The sequence below is a fragment of the Shewanella sp. DAU305 genome (assembly GCF_026802235.1).
Taxonomy (GTDB): domain Bacteria; phylum Pseudomonadota; class Gammaproteobacteria; order Enterobacterales; family Shewanellaceae; genus Shewanella; species Shewanella baltica.
The window spans coordinates 1,293,822-1,311,114 of the sequence record NZ_CP113808.1; the positions used below are offsets into that span (position 1 = coordinate 1,293,822).

The 17,293-nt window shown below is 44.8% G+C and carries 15 protein-coding genes; 10 read left to right on the forward strand and 5 right to left on the reverse strand.

The window, feature by feature from the left end; genetic code table 11:
- Window positions 1–2: 2 nt before the first annotated feature.
- Complete coding sequence (locus tag OX890_RS05680; protein ID WP_006083028.1) at window positions 3–740, forward strand: TIGR04219 family outer membrane beta-barrel protein; 738 nt, start codon at window positions 3–5, stop codon at window positions 738–740.
- Window positions 741–829: 89 nt separating this feature from the next.
- On the opposite strand, the gene tolC is transcribed toward OX890_RS05680, so the two are convergent.
- The gene (gene tolC / locus OX890_RS05685; protein ID WP_006086047.1) at window positions 830–2,137 is read right to left on the reverse strand and encodes an outer membrane channel protein TolC; all 1,308 of its coding nucleotides are present in this window, start codon (window positions 2,135–2,137) and stop codon (window positions 830–832) included.
- Between the two features lie 244 nt (window positions 2,138–2,381).
- On the opposite strand from tolC, the gene nudF reads away from it, so the two are divergent.
- Genes nudF through parC form a run of 7 tightly spaced genes read left to right on the forward strand, consistent with a single transcriptional unit; the run spans window position 2,382 to window position 10,325 of the window.
- A complete protein-coding gene (gene nudF / locus OX890_RS05690; protein WP_006086045.1) occupies window positions 2,382–2,984 on the forward strand; it encodes an ADP-ribose diphosphatase in 603 nt (200 codons plus the stop codon).
- 6 nt (window positions 2,985–2,990) lie between these two features.
- Entirely contained in the window at window positions 2,991–3,431 is a 441-nt protein-coding gene (locus tag OX890_RS05695; RefSeq protein ID WP_268650223.1) for a DUF1249 domain-containing protein, read from the forward strand.
- Window positions 3,432–3,446: 15 nt separating this feature from the next.
- A complete protein-coding gene (cpdA, locus tag OX890_RS05700) occupies window positions 3,447–4,286 on the forward strand; it encodes a 3',5'-cyclic-AMP phosphodiesterase (protein WP_268650224.1) in 840 nt (279 codons plus the stop codon).
- A 26-nt stretch (window positions 4,287–4,312) separates the two neighbouring features.
- A complete protein-coding gene (locus OX890_RS05705; protein ID WP_006086042.1) occupies window positions 4,313–4,888 on the forward strand; it encodes a YqiA/YcfP family alpha/beta fold hydrolase in 576 nt (191 codons plus the stop codon).
- Between the two features lie 56 nt (window positions 4,889–4,944).
- On the forward strand, window positions 4,945–6,831 hold the full coding sequence (parE, locus tag OX890_RS05710) for a DNA topoisomerase IV subunit B (protein ID WP_106649494.1): 1,887 nt from the start codon (window positions 4,945–4,947) through the stop codon (window positions 6,829–6,831).
- A gap of 52 nt (window positions 6,832–6,883) precedes the next feature.
- Window positions 6,884–8,056 (forward strand): PQQ-dependent sugar dehydrogenase, encoded by a 1,173-nt coding sequence (locus OX890_RS05715; RefSeq protein ID WP_268650225.1) that lies wholly within the window; start codon window positions 6,884–6,886, stop codon window positions 8,054–8,056.
- Window positions 8,049–10,325 carry a DNA topoisomerase IV subunit A gene (gene parC / locus OX890_RS05720; RefSeq protein ID WP_006083020.1) on the forward strand — a complete coding sequence of 759 codons (2,277 nt, stop codon included), beginning with the start codon at window positions 8,049–8,051 and terminating at the stop codon, window positions 10,323–10,325. The genes OX890_RS05715 and parC overlap by 8 nt, the downstream gene beginning before the upstream one ends.
- A gap of 176 nt (window positions 10,326–10,501) precedes the next feature.
- On the opposite strand, the gene OX890_RS05725 is transcribed toward parC, so the two are convergent.
- Window positions 10,502–11,626: a porin gene (locus OX890_RS05725; RefSeq protein WP_268650226.1), complete on the reverse strand. Its 1,125-nt coding sequence runs from the start codon at window positions 11,624–11,626 to the stop codon at window positions 10,502–10,504.
- A gap of 435 nt (window positions 11,627–12,061) precedes the next feature.
- Window positions 12,062–13,126: a porin gene (locus OX890_RS05730; protein ID WP_268650227.1), complete on the reverse strand. Its 1,065-nt coding sequence runs from the start codon at window positions 13,124–13,126 to the stop codon at window positions 12,062–12,064.
- Between the two features lie 426 nt (window positions 13,127–13,552).
- Here OX890_RS05730 and tcdA point away from each other — a divergent pair, with 426 nt between their 5' ends.
- A complete protein-coding gene (tcdA, locus tag OX890_RS05735; protein ID WP_268650228.1) occupies window positions 13,553–14,362 on the forward strand; it encodes a tRNA cyclic N6-threonylcarbamoyladenosine(37) synthase TcdA in 810 nt (269 codons plus the stop codon).
- 87 nt (window positions 14,363–14,449) lie between these two features.
- Here tcdA and OX890_RS05740 read toward each other — a convergent pair whose 3' ends face one another.
- A complete protein-coding gene (locus tag OX890_RS05740) occupies window positions 14,450–16,081 on the reverse strand; it encodes an ATP-binding protein (protein WP_071938616.1) in 1,632 nt (543 codons plus the stop codon).
- Between the two features lie 168 nt (window positions 16,082–16,249).
- Here OX890_RS05740 and OX890_RS05745 point away from each other — a divergent pair, with 168 nt between their 5' ends.
- Entirely contained in the window at window positions 16,250–16,861 is a 612-nt protein-coding gene (locus tag OX890_RS05745) for a superinfection exclusion B family protein (RefSeq protein WP_006083015.1), read from the forward strand.
- Between the two features lie 142 nt (window positions 16,862–17,003).
- On the opposite strand, the gene OX890_RS05750 is transcribed toward OX890_RS05745, so the two are convergent.
- Window positions 17,004–17,135 (reverse strand): DUF3149 domain-containing protein, encoded by a 132-nt coding sequence (locus OX890_RS05750; RefSeq protein ID WP_268650230.1) that lies wholly within the window; start codon window positions 17,133–17,135, stop codon window positions 17,004–17,006.
- Window positions 17,136–17,293 lie beyond the last annotated feature (158 nt).

The window sequence follows — 17,293 nt, forward strand, 5'->3', positions numbered from 1 at the left end:
TTATGAAAAAAACTCTCCTCGCCAGTGCGGTATTAGGATTATGCATGGCCACATCAGCCCAAGCGGCAACTGTGGTCGGTTTCACAATTGGCGGTGACTACTGGCGCGCCGATACTAGCGGTACTTTTGCCGATAAAGGTCAACCACAGCAAACATTTGATTACAGTTCATCGGCTCAAGGTAGCTACTGGATTGCGGTTGAGCATCCATTGCCATTTGTCCCTAATATTAAAATCCGTGAAAATAGCTTAGATCAGAAAGGCAGCATGTCTGGTGCTGATTTCAACTTCAATGGTCATGATTTTAAAGGTAATGTGACTGCTTATACCGATCTGAGCAACACAGATTTCGTGTTGTATTACGAAATATTGGATAACGACATAGTGTCATTGGATCTCGGTGCTGCTTACAAGTTAATGAATGGCTCACTGCGCGTGCAAGATCCTGGTCACCCTGAAGAGAAAGATGTCGATAGCGGCATTGTGATGGGTTATGCCAGTACGCATGTGGGCATGCCTGGCTTAGGTTTATACGGTTTTGCTGATTTGATGCAGGGCGTAAATGAATCAAGCGTTCACGACTATGCGATTGGTTTAGGTTGGCAGTTCGATGGTTTGGCTGTCGATACCCGTGTACGTGTAGGCTACCGTGAGTTTTTATTCGACGTGAGTAACTTCTCGGGTGTGAGTGCCGATACTAAATTTAAAGGTTACTTTGCAGGTGTTGAAATCAACTTCTAATCTGTTGATTTAGCGTTTGAGTATAAAAAAACCGCCTATCGGCGGTTTTTTTATCTGACAACTTTTATAGCTGAGAACCGAGAGTGAGATTACTCTGCAATTAAGCCATTGTTGATGGCAATCACGTCATCTTCATTCAATGTACCCGCAGCTTGCTTCAAGGCAATGACCGAGTTGATGTAGCTATAACGTGCATCTGATAGCTTACGTTTTGAGTCGTACAAGTCACGAGTACGGTTCAATACGTCAACGATAGTACGCGTACCGACTTCGAAACCCGCTTGAGTGGCTTTCAGTGCACTTTCTGATGAAATAACCGATTGCTCATAGGCTTTGATTGAACTGATAGAAGCGCCTACGTTGTTGTAGTTATTACGGACGTTTTTCACTACACCGCGGTAAACTTGCTCAAGTTTTTCACTCGCTTCAACATATTGAAATTGCGCTTGATTAACTTGTGAGCTCACTTTAAAGCCTTCGAAAATCGGAATGCTTAAGTTGACACCGACACTGACGTTATCAAAGTCAGGCTCATTGATATTACCGGTTTTTTGCTCAAGACCTTTGTTGTAACCTGCATTCAAGCTTAAAGAAGGCATGTGGCCTGCTTGATAAAGCTTAATGGTTTCTTGAGCGATATCTTTACCGATACGTTGAGTCATCAAATCGACACTATTGGTTTCAGCAATCTTCAACCATTCGTTTGAAGATGTTGGCGCTGGCGTAACGGCCGAGAAACGGTTGGTATCTAATACGTTGATTGTCTTGTGATCGATGCCAGTGATTTCACGTAAGGCTTCATAGCTATTAGCGAGTGTGTTTTCAGCTAAAATTTCAGTGGCTGAGGCTAAGTCATATTGAGCTTGGGCTTCATGCACATCGGTAATTGCGGTTAAACCCACAGCAAAACGTTGTTTAGTTTGTTCAAGTTGACGTTCGATCGCGCGTTTTTCTGCACCTTGGAACTCGTAGTTGTCTTTCGCCGTTAATACGTTGAAATAGGCTGTAGTGATACGAGTAATCAGGTTTTGTAATGCTGAAGCATAGGCAGAATCAGCTTGAGAAGCGGCTTTCTCAGCAAGGCTTAAACCGACCCAAGCACTGTGATCATAGATAACTTGATTTAATTTCAGGCTACCTACTAGACCGCTTGAATCATCCTTCGGATCATTCCAAGCTTTGTCGTAACCGACGTTTGCACTAATGGTTGGCAACAGCGGTGCACGGTTTTGTTCAATTTGTTCAAACAAACCATTACGCTGGGCTTGGGCTTGCAATACGAGCGGGTCGCTGGTCAGTGCTTGTTGATAAATTTGCAACAAATCATCTGCTTGCACCGCTGAAGCGGAGGCCGCAAGTGTTAATGCTGCGCATAAATTATGGATCTTAAATTTCATTTGCTGTCCTTATTAGACAAAATCCCCCCACGGAGGAATATTTTAACTTCGTTTAGACTAAGTAATGCCTTTACCAAGGCGGTTTGCGCTTCCCGACGCTTCCCGATACAGCTAAAACTTAATGACCTAGAGTCTAAGAACTCTGACACTTTCAAGTCAAATTCGAAGTGTAACAGATTTTATTTTAAAAATGTGCTCAAATTGCCTTGATTATAGGCGCAAATTCAACTTTTAAGGATAGAGTATGAAACCCCCTGTTTTTTCGCAAACGGATATTGAGATCTTAGAAAAAAAATCCCTATACCAAGGATTTTTCTCAATGGACGAATACACTTTCAAACATAAATTATTCGCTGGCGGCTGGAGCAAACCTGTCACTCGCGAAGTGTTTGAACGGGGTCATGCCGTGGTCGTTCTGCCCTATGATGCCAGACAAGATAAAGTAGTACTCATCGAACAGGTGCGTTTTCCTGCATTAGCAACCACTAAATCTCCTTGGCTTCTCGAGTTGGTCGCGGGTATGATTGCGCCCGAAGAAACGCCTCTGGACGTTGCGCACCGCGAGTTAATGGAAGAAACAGGCTTAGTTGCTAAGCAAATGCACAGCGTGAATAGTTATCTTGCCAGCCCTGGTGGCAGCACAGAACGTTTCTATTTCTATTGGGCCGATGTCGATTCTAACGACGCCCGTGGATTGCATGGATTAGCAGAAGAGCACGAAGATATTCGATTGCATGTCATGAGCCGCGAGCAAGCTTATAATAGTGTGGTTGCGGGCGAGATCGATAATGCGTCGACCGTCATTGGATTACAATGGTTACAATTAAACTATCAACAACTGGTTTAAGTTGGGATGAATTTGGCTACTTCGAGTCTAAAACAGCGCTATAAACCTAACGTCAGTGATTTTCTAGCACTGTGCGGGCGAAATTATGGTTACATGTTGAAATGGTTACCGTTAGAGATAGCTATCGGTGAGTCATGGCGACTCGAAGGTGAGTTTGGTATATTAGTAGTACGAATTTTAGAAAATACCAAATATACTCAATTAGTTGAGATATCTCGTCCCATCGCAATCAAGGAGTTTGTCAATACTCCCAAGGTGTTAGTGAGAATTTATCACGATGCTAAATTAGCAGAAGTGTTAACTGGTCAACAGATTTACCAATTACGCCCAGTGTATGATTATCCCAATGTACGTATGTATCAAAGTGATGAAAAGCACCAGGTGAATGCATTCCTGGAAGAGTTATTAAAGATTGGTTACCACCATAGTGTCGTGTGCCAGTCTTAGAATTGGGTATTCAATGTGCTGAAAGAGGCTGTCTCTTACTCCATAGCTGAAGGGGAAAGCGTGCGTATCGTGCAAGTCACTGATCCGCATCTTTTTGCCGATCCTGAAGCTCAGCTATTAGGGGTCAATACTAGCAAGAGTTTTGCTGCCGTATTAAATACAATTAGAGCTGTGGACTATCCCGCTCATTTGATGCTTGCCACGGGTGACTTAAGTCAAGATTACTCGGCTGAGTCCTATCAGCAATTTGTGAAAGCCGTCACTCCTATTGGTTTACCTTGCCATTATCTTCCCGGAAACCATGATGATCCGCGGATTATGTATCTGCACATGCAAGGTGAACAGATTTTTGGACAGCAGCGTATTCTGGCCGGAAACTGGCAAATTCTCATGTTGGATTCAACCGTGCGGGGAAAGCCCGGCGGCAATATGGCCGAGACTCAGTTTGAATTAATTGATAAAGCCATTGCCGCACATCCCGAATGCCACACTTTATTGGTGATGCACCACAATCCCATTGTCGTGAATTGCACTTGGCTGGATCAACACTGCATGGACAATGGTGCCGAATTTATTGCGCGAGTAGCAAAGTATCCGCAGGTCAAAGGATTGCTCTGGGGCCATGTGCACCAATGTATCGATACCCACCACAACGGCCCCCATGGCAGCATGCAGCTGATGGCGACACCTTCCACTTGTATTCAATTTAAGCCGTTATCGCCTTATTTTGCCTTGGATAGCGTCCAACCGGGTTATCGTTTGCTGGAGTTGAAAGCCGATGGTAGCATCAACACTAAAGTGTATCGCGTACCGGGTAACCATTTTTCCCCCGACAACAATTCAAGCGGTTATTAACGCGAATAACCGCAGCCTGAGGAAATATGCTGCTTTATATTCACGGATTTAATAGCTCACCCTTTTCAGATAAAGCTGTGATGACGGCTAAGTACATGGCGCAGCATCACCCGAGTGTGACCTTTCATCAGCCTCAATTGCCCAATACACCCAAGGCTGCCATGGCGCTGTTAACCACTTATGTTGAGGCGGCTCTCGATGCCAAAGAGCCATTAGCTTACATAGGTTCATCGTTAGGCGGATATTTTGCCAGCTATTTAGCCGAAACTTATGGCGGCAAAGCTGTGTTAGTCAATCCAGCGGTAAAACCCTTTGAATTGTTTGATGAGTTTATGGGGCCGCAATTTAATCCCTATACTGAACAGCATTATCTTGTCATGCCCGAGCATAAGCGGGAAGTTGCTGAATTTAATACAGCTGTTATCCGCAATCCGGATCGTTTTTTGGTATTATTGCAGACGGGTGATGAAGTGCTGGATTATCGCGAAGCGGTCAATAAGTACCATCACTGCCAATTGCGAATTGAAGCGGGAGGCGATCACAGTTTTGTTGGCTACGAATCGCATCTGCAAACTGTAAGCCAATTTTTACACTTACCTTGACAAACAGACATGCCGAGCCGCAACATGGCCGGATATAACAACCTATAGCGTGCCCTATGACGAATCAATACACCTCTGACGCCATTGAAGTTCTCAACGGACTCGATCCTGTTAAACGCCGTCCAGGTATGTATACCGACACCTCCAGACCGAACCATTTGGGCCAAGAGGTCATAGACAACAGTGTCGATGAAGCATTAGCGGGCCACGCGACCAAAATTGAAGTTGTTCTACATACAGATAACTCCCTCGAAGTCACCGATGATGGCCGTGGTATGCCGGTGGATATCCACCCTGAAGAAGGCATTCCTGGGGTCGAGTTAATCCTGACCAAATTGCATGCCGGCGGTAAATTTTCGAATAAAAACTACCAGTTCTCTGGCGGTTTGCATGGTGTGGGGATTTCAGTCGTTAACGCGCTGTCGCGCCGTGTTGAAGTGACAGTTCGCCGTGATGGCCAAGTGTATGATATCGCATTTGAAAATGGCTTTAAGGTTGAAGAGTTACGCCCAACGGGAACTTGTGGTCGTCGCAATACCGGGACCCGAGTGCATTTTTGGCCCGACGCCAGCTATTTTGATTCGGCTAACTTTTCTAATTCAAAACTGATTTATCTGCTGCGGGCTAAAGCGGTACTGTGCCCAGGCTTACGGATTAAATTCACCAACAAACAGACAAATGAAGTCCATGAATGGTTCTATGAAAGCGGCCTAACTGATTATTTGAAGGCGGCGATTGGCGACAATTTAAGGTTGCCAGACGAGCCGTTTGTCGGCTGTTTTAAGGGCCAGCTAGAAGCCGCTGATTGGGCCATTACTTGGCTGCCAGAAGGCGGTGAATCCATTGGCGAGAGTTATGTTAACTTAATTCCGACTCCGCTCGGTGGTACTCATGTAAATGGTTTCCGCCAAGGCTTATTGGAGTCAATGCGCGAATTTTGTGAGTTCAGAAACTTAATTCCCCGCGGTATTAAACTTTCACCCGAAGACATTTGGGATCGCGCCGCATTTATTTTGTCGGTGAAGATGCAAGAACCGCAATTTGCTGGCCAAACCAAAGAAAAGCTTTCGAGCCGCCAATGCGCTGCATTTGTGTCTGGCGTAGTGCGTGATGCCTTTTCACTTTGGTTGAACTCCAATACTGAACTCGCTGAATCGTTAGCCGAAATGTGCATTAATAACGCCCAGAGTCGGTTAAAGGCCGCTAAAAAAGTCGCCCGTAAAAAAGTGACTTCAGGGCCTGCACTACCGGGTAAGCTAACGGACTGTAGTGGCCAAGATCCGATGCGCGGAGAGTTATTCCTCGTGGAAGGAGATTCTGCGGGCGGTAGTGCGAAACAGGCCCGCGATCGCGAGTTTCAAGCCATTATGCCGCTGCGTGGCAAAATCTTAAACACCTGGGAAGTCGATGCTTCACAAGTGTTAGCCTCACAGGAAGTCCATGATATTTCGGTCGCAATTGGTTGTGATCCCGATAGCAGTGATATCTCTGAACTGCGTTATGGCAAGATTTGTATCCTTGCGGATGCTGACTCCGACGGATTGCACATTGCTACCTTGTTATGCGCGCTATTTTTGAAGCATTACCGTATCTTGGTTGAACAAGGGCATGTGTATATTGCCATGCCGCCACTGTTCCGTATCGATATCGGCAAAGAGGTGTATTACGCCTTAGATGAAGCCGAAAGAGTGGGAATTTTAGATCGCATTGCCGCTGAGAATAAAAAGGGCAAGGTACAAGTCACCCGCTTTAAAGGCTTGGGTGAGATGAATCCTTTACAACTTCGTGAAACAACGATGGATCCGAACACCCGTCGTTTAGTACAGTTGACCATAGATGATATCGAAGAGACAGATGCTTTGATGGATATGTTGCTCGCTAAGAAGCGTTCGCCGGACCGTAAAAACTGGCTCGAAGATAAGGGTGACATGGCTTTACTTTAATGTTGTGCACTATTGCCGATAACAATAAAACATAGGCATAAAGAAAATTACAATGTTGTGTATTAAAACTAATAATTATAATTGCTTAAAGGTGTTGTCTGCCGGTTTTACACTCCTAGCGAGTGTAACGTTATTGCTCTGCAATAGCGCCTTTGCGGGTTCCCAATCGATCATGATTACCGTCGCTAAGGGGTTTGGTTTATCGCTTTATGCCTCGGATATTGGTGATGCAAAGCAAATGGCGATGGGGGCGAATGGCACTTTATTTGTCGGTTCCAATAAGAGCGGCACTATTCATGCGTTAGTCGATAGCAATCAAGATGGTCGTGTCGATAAGCGCTACGTGATTGCTAAAGGGCTTGAATCACCCGATGCGATTGCATTTCACAATGGCGACTTATATGTCGCCACTGAAAATCAGATCGTGCGCTTTGTTGATATTGAGCAAAGATTGCGCCGCCCGAGTCGACCCAAAGAAATCTACAGTGACTTGCCTTACTCTGAGAAGAAGAGTTCTCGGTCAATTAATTTTGGTCCAGATGGTCGCTTATACGTGTCTATTGGTGCGCCCTGTAACGTCTGTGAAGCGCCAGTGCCTTACAGCAGTATCATAGCGATCAATATCGATACTGGCGCGAGTGAGCAGATAGCGGCTGGTGTGCGTGATGCGAGTGGGTTTGATTGGTCGCCGCTTGACGAAAAATTATGGTTTGCCGATCAAGGCCGTGATTGGATGGGGGATAACTTGCCACCCGATGAGATTAACCGCGTCGATGTGATAGGGAGTCATTATGGCTTCCCTTACTTACATGCCAGTACTGTGGTTGAGCCTGCCTATGAAAAGCCAAAAAATCTAAAAATTACGCTGCCAGTATATGAACTGCCAGCCCATGTTGCACCCACGGGGCTCGCGTTTTATCGCGGCAGTCAATTTCCAAATATTTACCATAATCAGTTGTTTGTCGCCGAAAATGGCTCGTGGAATCGCTCGAGCAAAGTCGGTTATCAAGTGGTTATGCTTAAGATCGAAGATCAAACAGTGGTGAGTCGTGAAACGGTTGTCAGTTTCCTTGACGGTGAATTTCCCGTCGCTCGTCCCTTTGCGCTGTTATCGGCAGCCGACGGTGCTATGTACATCTCAGATGATTTAAAAGGTAACGTGTATCGCTTGTTCTACAAGGGCGATAGTACTGAAGAACCACAGGAACTAGAAGAAAATGAGTGACGCTATCAAGTTAAGTCTCGATGGGGTAGAGCAAATGCCATTACGGCGCTTTACCGAAGAGGCTTATCTGAACTATTCCATGTACGTCATTATGGACCGAGCCCTGCCACACATTGGTGATGGGCTTAAACCGGTACAGCGTCGAATTATCTATGCGATGAGTGAGTTAGGGTTATCGGCTCAATCTAAGCATAAAAAGTCGGCACGTACGGTTGGTGACGTATTAGGTAAATACCATCCCCACGGCGATAGTGCCTGTTATGAGGCTATGGTATTGATGGCGCAGCCATTCTCTTATCGCTATCCGTTAGTCGATGGTCAAGGTAACTGGGGGGCGCCCGATGATCCTAAGTCATTTGCGGCCATGCGTTACACCGAAGCGCGTTTATCTAAATTCTCAGAAGTGCTGCTCAGCGAGCTGGGACAAGGTACGGTCGAGTGGGGCGCTAACTTTGATGGCACGTTAAAAGAGCCAAAAGTATTGCCGGCACGTTTACCGCATATTTTACTCAATGGCATTACCGGTATTGCCGTGGGCATGGCGACGGATATTCCGCCGCATAACGTCAGGGAATTAGTCTCGGCCTGCGTAGCATTGCTTGATGATCCTAAGCTTGAACTCGAGCAATTGATGGCCTTTGTACCTGGGCCTGATTATCCGACCGAAGCCGAGATCATTACCCCGTCTGCCGATATTGCAAAAATTTATGAATCGGGCCGTGGGTCATTAAGAGCGCGCGCAGTTTATACAGTCGATGGTGGTGAAATCATCATCACGGCGCTGCCGCATCAAGCCAGTAGCGGGAAAATTTTAGAGCAAATTGCCGGTCAAATGCAGGCGAAGAAATTGCCTATGGTGGCCGATTTACGCGATGAATCGGATCATGAAAACCCAGTGCGGCTGGTGGTCGTGCCGCGCTCAAATCGTGTCGATTGCGATCAGTTAATGGCGCATTTGTTTGCTACCACGGATTTAGAAAAGAGCTTTAGAGTTAACTTAAACGTGCTGGGTCTTGATGGTCGTCCACGGGTGAAGGGGCTAAAAACCTTATTAACTGAGTGGTTAGAGTTCCGCGTTGACACGGTTAAACGTCGTTTGGAATACCGTTTAGATAAAGTCGTGTCGCGGTTACACATACTCGAAGCGTTAATGATCGCTTTCCTCAACATTGATGAAGTGATTGAGATTATTCGTTTTCACGATGAGCCTAAAGCCGAGTTAATGGCCCGTTTCTCACTCAGTGATAAACAAGCCGAATCGATCCTCGAGTTAAAGTTACGTCATTTAGCGAAGTTAGAAGAATTTAAGATCACGGCCGAGCAGAATGAGCTTGAAGCCGAGCGCGAGAAACTCGAGCAGTTATTGGGTTCAGAGCGTCGCTTGAAGACCTTGATCAAGAAAGAATTAATTCAAGATGCCGAAACCTACGGTGATGATCGTCGCTCTCCAATAGTGCTGCGCAACGAGTCTCGCGCCTTAACGGAACAAGAGTTAACGCCGACTGAGGCTGTGACAGTGGTCTTGTCTGAAAAAGGCTGGGTGCGTTGTGCTAAGGGCCACGATATCGATCCATTATCGCTCTCCTATAAGTCTGGCGACCAATACTTGTGCAGTGCCATAGGGCGTAGTAATCAGGCGGCTGTGTTTATTGATTCGTCTGGGCGGGCATTTGCGACCGACAGTCATACTTTACCATCGGCCCGTAGCCAAGGTGAGCCTATCACGACTCGTTTCAATATGGCGCCTGGCGAAACCATGCAGCATGTATTGATGGGTGAGGAAGACCAATGTTATCTGTTGGCAACTGACGCGGGTTACGGTTTTATTTGCTCGTACAATGATATGGTGTCGCGCAATAAGGCGGGTAAGGCATTACTGAGTTTGCCGACAAACGCTAAGTCATTAACGCCTAAGTTGATTGATCGCACGAAGGAAATGTCGCTCTTAGCGATCACGAACGAAGGTCGAATGTTGTTGTTCTCCCTTGAGGCCTTACCGCAATTATCTAAGGGGAAAGGTAACAAGATTATCGGCATTCCTACGGAAAGAGCCAAGAACCGTGAAGAGCTGATGACGCACTTACAATTAGTGCCGAGTGACACGCCAGTCACCTTGTGGGCGGGTAAGCGCAAACTCACACTTAAGCCTAGCGATCTTGAGCATTATCGTGGTGAACGTGGTCGTCGTGGCGCTAAGTTGCCTAGAGGCTTACAACGTGTCGATAGCGTTGAATTAGGTGACGGCGGCGAGCCATTACCGAGTATTTAATGCCTTGATCGACTCAAGGTTTTGAAGCATTAAAGACATAAATGAAAGCCACCTGAGTTTACTTGGGTGGCTTTTTTGTTTTTATCGCCTGAGTCTCGACCTTTTATTCGATTCGAGACATAAAAAAACCTACTGTATCGCTACAGTAGGTTTTTAATTATCTCTTGGTTAAGAGATTAGAAGTCGTAACGTACGCCTACAGAGAATACGTTGTCATCTTGTAGATCAACTTTGTTACCAGCAACAACATGGTCACCGCGGTACATAGCGTATTGGCCGTATACCATAGTTGATTTAGCTAAACGGTAGTCAGCACCTACGTTGAAGTTTTGAACACTGATATCAGTGCCAGACCAAGATTTCGCAGTAATAATATCTTTACCATCAGTCCCTTGGGTTATCACAGTGTATTTGTTAACGTTCTTGTAGTAATTGCCGAAGCCTGCATCATCAAAGCCGTACTCAGCCTTCAGGTTTACGCCGTTCAGATCGTAAGAAACGTTCACGAAATAAGTATTGCCATCGATATCGCTATTTACAACATCTTCAGATTGTTGGAATAGACCACCGACTTTGAATTGGCCTAATTTAACCTGAGCCACACCACGGTATGCATCAACACCTGCAATTCCTTTGTTATAGGCTACAGCGACGTAGTAGTTTTGATCTTTAAACGCTTTATCGCCTAAAGTTGCACTTAGGGCATATAAGCTTTCGTTTGTTTTTTGACCATCTGTAGTCGAATCATTATTATCATCGAATAGATAAGTCGCATTAAGTGTTACTAAGCCAGCGATTTTTGGAGAGTAGTACCACACACCATCAGCGCTACGGGTTTGAGCACTGATTAAACGGTCGATATCGGCGTTAGTGTTACCGAAAATATCCACACCGCCTTCGGCTTGTTTGAATACTGTATCGTTACGACCCACTAACACAGTACCTGCGTTAGTTTTTAAACCTAAATAAGTATTACGCGCTTTAAATACATCACCCGTTGTTGATGTATTTTCAACTTGGAATTCCATTTGATAGATAGCTTCAAAGCCATCAGCAATCTTTTCTGAACCCTTTACACCTAACAGAGAAAAGTTGTTTTCTAAATATGTGCCAGCGTTATTTTCATCGGCATAGTTTTTGGTATCAATGCCGTTAGTACCGCCTTGTAGGGTAGCAGCAGTGTCAGTATGGGTTAAAGCAAGCTCTAAACGACCATAAAAGCTTGGGCCTTCGGCTAGCGCACCGAATGAAGCCAATGCCAATACTGATGCAACTGATGCAGAGATGAATGTCTTTTTCATGTTTTGTGCTCCCTCGAACCTAAGTTCTTTTCCATTTTTCATGGTTTTTGTGTGGTTTAACGCATTTGTCACCTGAGTCGGTAACAAAGTTGCAGCCGATTTTTACAGTTTTACGACTCGCAGGCTGTGGTGCAGATCATGTTTTTGGCTCTCCTTGTCCATATTCGGGCTATTTCTAGGATATTTCCTTATACCTTGACTGCAAATTTACCTGAAAGGTGCAAAACTGTATTTTTCACTTACTACTTAAGTGGTAGGTAAGGCAGATTGCCTTAGACAGTGGGTCGGCGAGGGTAACTGTAGCATATACTAATACTGTAGCAAGTCTGTCATATCGGCTATGGATATGTGTTTGGGGACGATATCTAAGCAGAAAAAGCGGCCGAAGCCGCTTTTTTATCAAGAAATAACCTTGTGGTTAGTTGATTAATCTATTTAAAAATCAACGCGTAAACCAACAGTAAAGATGTTGTCATTAAGGTCTTGCTTCACATCGGCCAACATAAGATCACCATCGAAGCGCGTGTAGTGACCATAGACCATAGTCTTAGTGCTCAAACGGTAATCCGCACCCACACTGAACTGTTGCAGGTCAACATCGCGAACCTGTTCCAAACCGCTGTTGTTTTGGTCACCGACATAACGGCTCACGTATTTACCTAAACCTGAGTCATCTTTGCCGTACATCATCTTCAATTTCAAGTCGCCAATTAAGTAGGCTGCGTTGACGAAGTAGGTATCACCTGAGAGGTTGGCAAACTTATCATCCACATGTTCGCTGTGTTGATATAAGGCACCTAAGATCACGTCACCGAATTTAGCTTGGGCCACACCACGGTAGGCTTCAACGTTATCAATACCATCACTATAGGCGGCAGCGACATAGTAGTTTTGTGCTTTAAAGGCTTTATCCCCTAAGGTGGCGCTCAGTGCATACATGTGATCTCTGCTGTACACCTCGTCGCCATTGCTATCCACTTGATCATAGTTATCGCTCATCAGATAGTTGGCATTAAGCGTCACCAGATCGGCAATTTTAGGTGAATAGTAAGAAATGCCATCGGCGGAGCGAGTTTGGCCTGCAACCAGCAAGTCGATATCGGCGTTGGTGTTGCCGAAGAGATCGAAGCTACCTTCAGCTGATTTAAATACTGTGTCGTTACGGCCCACTAAAGCAGTACCAGCCGCACTTCTGATACCAAGGAAAGTATTACGGGCATTAAACGTCTTGTTTGAGTTATCAAAGTTTTCGACGCCAAATTCCATTTGATAAATGATGTCAAAATAGGGGCTTACAGCTTCAGAACCTTTTACGCCTAACCATGAGAAGTTGTTTTCAAGGACAGTGCCGTCCTTTTGGTTCTGAGTTGCGTAACCTGTGTCTGAGTTGGTAATAGCAAGATCGGCATGACCATAGAATTCAGGGCCATCGGCGAGTGCTGTGAATGAATAGAGTGTGAGGCTTGAAATAATAGCCGTAGTCAGCAGAGTCTTTTTCATCTTCATTTTCCTGTGCTTATCGCTGTTATATGCATGGATAACTTAAGTATCTATGCATGCTGTTGAGCTTTTGTGTGGCAAAGTCTGCACAGACTGTCAGCAATAAAGCGTGATCTGGATCAAGTTTCATATAAAGAGCGGTTTATTCAACATATTGTTTTACAAGTGAAATACAGGTTTTCATTATGTTGATTACCGAGTTGTTCGGTCATGCATTATGAGTCTTTGCATTTATTACGCTTGCTTGGCAATCGTATCCTTTTGCATCTGGCGTTATGTGTCTACGGATCTGATTTCGATTTATGTCCAGATCGTTTAGAATCCACCGCACATTTCTGGTGTTGCTATTAAGCTGCCCCTGTTGGCATCCATTCGATGCTAGGGCAAGCGCTCCTGCTGTTATTGGGTAATATAAGGTAAGTATTTATGACTGAGGCCTATCTAAATCGATTTGGCGGAATTGGCCGTTTGTATGGACAAAAGGCTCTGGCTAAATTTGCCACATCCCACGTGGTGGTGATTGGTATTGGTGGCGTAGGTACTTGGGCGGCAGAGGCCTTAGCGAGAAGCGGCATCGGACAGATAAGCTTGATGGATTTAGACGATATCTGTGTCACTAACACTAACCGTCAAATTCACGCGCTCAGTTCCACTATCGGCAGCTCTAAAGTCGCTGTGATGGCGCAGCGGATCCGTGAAATTAATCCTGATTGCCAAGTGAATGAAATTGAAGATTTTATTACATTGGATAATCTAGGCGAGTATTTGCTCGGGGCTAAAGAGGGCGGTAACATTGATTATGTTATTGACTGTATTGATGCCGTTAAGCAAAAGGCCGCGTTAATTGCCTGGTGTAAACGTCAAAAAATCAAGATTGTTACGGTAGGCGGTGCGGGTGGGCAGACAGATCCGACTCAAATTCAGTTAACTGATCTCGCTAAAACTTACCAAGATCCTTTGTTAGCCAAAGTGCGCAATATTTTGCGCCGCGAATATAACTTCTCTAAAAACGTGCAACGCCGATTTGCTATCGATGCGGTTTTTTCCAGTGAGCAGTTAGTTTATCCGCAAGTCGATGGCTCTGTTTGTGCAACTAAAGCGGCGGCCGATGGCAGCATGAGAATGGATTGTGCGTCAGGTTTTGGCGCTGTCACTATGGTCACAGGGACATTTGGCTTCGTGGCGGCAAGCCGAGTATTAGCGCGCTTAGCGCTGCAGGCTCAAGAAACGCTTTAAAGGGTTAACGTTTTTCTACTGATGATTTTACCGCTCGTATGAGCGGTGAGTATCACTACAATATTGTGTCATTCCACTGCGTTATATCTAGATATAAAAATCTTGTTGGCCATTGAGGACCGTAGGCTCACATTGAGTGTACGGAAATTTGATATCAAATTGCGGGCCGCCAAGTTTTGAGTCTGCGCGATAACTCATAGTGCCTTTCAACAGCGTCGCGGCATTAAAGGCCGCTGATAATCCTAAGCCCGTGCCGCCTTTATTACGATTCGTAGTGAAAAATGGCTCGAACATGTGTTCAGCGACATCGGCTGGAATTTCTAAGCCATTATTTTGAATGCTAATTAGAATCGACTCTTCGTCCACTGTGGCGCTGATGTGGATGAGATTATCTTCACGTCCTTGGAAGGCATGGGTAAAGGCGTTCGACAGAATATTGCTGACGATTTGATTTAATAAACTGATATTGGTTTGAATATTGAGTGTGGGTTCTACGCTGATCTCTGTTACCGCGTTGACATGCGGATGCATAATTAATGTCGACTCTAAAATCTCGTGGAGTTGCTGACTTAAGTTACAAGGTTGGTGTTCTTCATGACTGCGATCAATGGCGATCGTTTTGAATTTTTGGATCAAACTACTGGCTTTGGTGATATTGCGGACTATGAGTTCACAGCTTTCTTGATACTCATTAAGGATCTCATTGATTTCATCTAAGGTGGCTTGGTCGCTGTGGATCAGGTCGATCAGCTCTTCAATATGGCTGAGCTGCGCACTCGCCGCCGTCAAACAAATGCCAATCGGCGTGTTTATCTCGTGAGCAACCCCCGACACTAGTCCACCCAAGGCCGCCATTTTTTCTTGCTCAACCAACACCTGCTGCGCCCGTTTTAGCGCACTAAGAGATTGCTCTAACTCTATAGTTCTTTCTTTGACTTGCCTGGCGAGTTCTTCTTTATAGCTACGTTCGAGTTTGAGTAGCCGCTCTCTGTCTTCCAGGGCCGTTTGCAGTTCAGTCTTAGATTTCTTTAAGGCGCCAAATGAGCTTCTCAGTTGCACTTGCATGCTGTTGATGGAGTCGGCGACTTGTTTAAACTCATCAATTTTTTCTTGGCGGGCAAATTGCAGTGGCTCGTATTCTTGATCTAGGTCGATATTTTTACAGTATTGGCTGAGTTTATCTAAGTGTTTGGTGATATTGAACCATACTAAAAACAGAATAAATCCAGCAACTAAGAAGGTTTTTATTCCGTTAGAGAGCAGAATGATAATGGCTTTATCATACAAGCGCTGATAGATGGCATCGACATCGACTTGTATTTCGAGTGTGCCGACATTAATACTCTCGGTCGGGGATTTATAAACTAAAGGAAAGGTTTTATCTAAGGAGTGTTCTTGCTTTTGCACGCCGGCATTCCACGCTTGGCCGCTGTCATCTTTAATCGAAATGTAGTTAATATCGGGCAGTTGAATTAAGCCATTGAGCTGAGTGTTAATGAGCCGCTCATCAATCACCCAAATACTGGCGGCGAGCACATCTAAGTTCACCTTTTCCATATTGGAAAACACTCTGTCGATACGCACAACGTCATTGCGATAATCACTGATCAACTGATAGGCAGTAGTGATTAAGGTGATAACAGAGCTAAAAAGTACAATAGACAAGGTAAGGTGCCTGCCTATGGGACTTTTGATAAGTTGGCTAAAGAATGTCAGCATCTTAAATTTTCTTTATGCAATAGCGGCTTGAGATGCTTATAAGCATAGACCTACAGATCCAGAAAGTGCATTTTCTTGCGAATAAAATCAACGAAATATCTCTTCATTTATGGCATTAAATTTGCTTACTAGCCGATAAGTTCAATTTTTTGTCACTGGGATAGCACTATGTTTAAACTCAAGCTGGATTCAGTTAAGTTTGTTAGTCCAAAGAAAATGATGTTCAGGGTCATGCTGTGGCTAATGGTGAGTTGTACTGTCTTACTCCTTATTCCCCCGAACGTGTTGGCAGTGCTGGCGCTCGATAAATTTGTGCCGGAACATGCGCAGTTTGTTGGATTAGGCCTAATCATATCTATCGCCTATTTTTTGAGCCAGTTGATTAACTTAGGCTTAGATGAATCAATTCGTCATTTAAGTGATAAGCGTGTTATTGAGACGATTGAAGCTAAAGTGAACCTGCTTGATCCCGCTGAGCGAGCGTTAGTCAGAGAGTTCTTTCTTCAGGGCGCCACAATTTTGACTCTGCCGCAAAATGAAACCGCAGTGAAAAGTTTATTGAATGCCTGCATCTTAGAAAAACTCGGTAACGAGCGCCATTATGCGATTCAGGGACCGACAGCTGACTATAAGATTGCCATGAAGGCCCGCATGTATCTCAACCGCGATGTGCTGCGTTTGCCAGCAGGTGAGCCGAGCCAAGAAGAGATGCAGTCGTTGATTAAAGCGCGTCCGCAATTTTTAAATGGTCTAGTACAAAACAGAAAACACGCTGCATAGGCGTGTTTTGTCTCGCTCGGATGAGTGCTGGCTTTAGATGAGTTGCAGTATTCTGAAAAGCGAGACAACAAAAAATGGGGGTGATAAAAACCCCCTAGATTTTGCATTTATACAAGAACATGAAGAACAACTGGAGCAAAAACTATTGTTTCGGTGCCGACTTCACAATGAACATCCAAGTGATATAAGACACTATCCCTATTGTGCTAAAGATAACGATCATTGAAAGTAAGCCTATGGGGTTACCAAACATTAGATTTAACCAAAATGCCATGACTGAAATCCTCTTTCCTGTGAAGTCCTCTCTAAATTAGCGGTATTCGATAGCTAAAATACTGATCTCGATCAATAAAGAATCGACATAGGAATACAAAGTCATAACCCTTAGTTAACCCTGTGATCTTGGTCATATTCCTGTCGATGTTTAACTGG

Bases quoted from the DNA above. Each gene is read 5' to 3' on its own strand.
- OX890_RS05680 (WP_006083028.1), top strand. From the start codon at position 3: ATGAAAAAAACTCTCCTCGCCAGTGCGGTATTAGGATTATGCATGGCC.
- tolC (WP_006086047.1), bottom strand. From the start codon at position 2,137: ATGAAATTTAAGATCCATAATTTATGCGCAGCATTAACACTTGCGGCC.
- nudF (WP_006086045.1), top strand. From the start codon at position 2,382: ATGAAACCCCCTGTTTTTTCGCAAACGGATATTGAGATCTTAGAAAAA.
- OX890_RS05695 (WP_268650223.1), top strand. From the start codon at position 2,991: ATGAATTTGGCTACTTCGAGTCTAAAACAGCGCTATAAACCTAACGTC.
- OX890_RS05705 (WP_006086042.1), top strand. From the start codon at position 4,313: ATGCTGCTTTATATTCACGGATTTAATAGCTCACCCTTTTCAGATAAA.
- parE (WP_106649494.1), top strand. From the start codon at position 4,945: ATGACGAATCAATACACCTCTGACGCCATTGAAGTTCTCAACGGACTC.
- OX890_RS05715 (WP_268650225.1), top strand. From the start codon at position 6,884: ATGTTGTGTATTAAAACTAATAATTATAATTGCTTAAAGGTGTTGTCT.
- parC (WP_006083020.1), top strand. From the start codon at position 8,049: ATGAGTGACGCTATCAAGTTAAGTCTCGATGGGGTAGAGCAAATGCCA.
- OX890_RS05725 (WP_268650226.1), bottom strand. From the start codon at position 11,626: ATGAAAAAGACATTCATCTCTGCATCAGTTGCATCAGTATTGGCATTG.
- OX890_RS05730 (WP_268650227.1), bottom strand. From the start codon at position 13,126: ATGAAAAAGACTCTGCTGACTACGGCTATTATTTCAAGCCTCACACTC.
- tcdA (WP_268650228.1), top strand. From the start codon at position 13,553: ATGACTGAGGCCTATCTAAATCGATTTGGCGGAATTGGCCGTTTGTAT.
- OX890_RS05740 (WP_071938616.1), bottom strand. From the start codon at position 16,081: ATGCTGACATTCTTTAGCCAACTTATCAAAAGTCCCATAGGCAGGCAC.
- OX890_RS05745 (WP_006083015.1), top strand. From the start codon at position 16,250: ATGTTTAAACTCAAGCTGGATTCAGTTAAGTTTGTTAGTCCAAAGAAA.
- OX890_RS05750 (WP_268650230.1), bottom strand. From the start codon at position 17,135: ATGGCATTTTGGTTAAATCTAATGTTTGGTAACCCCATAGGCTTACTT.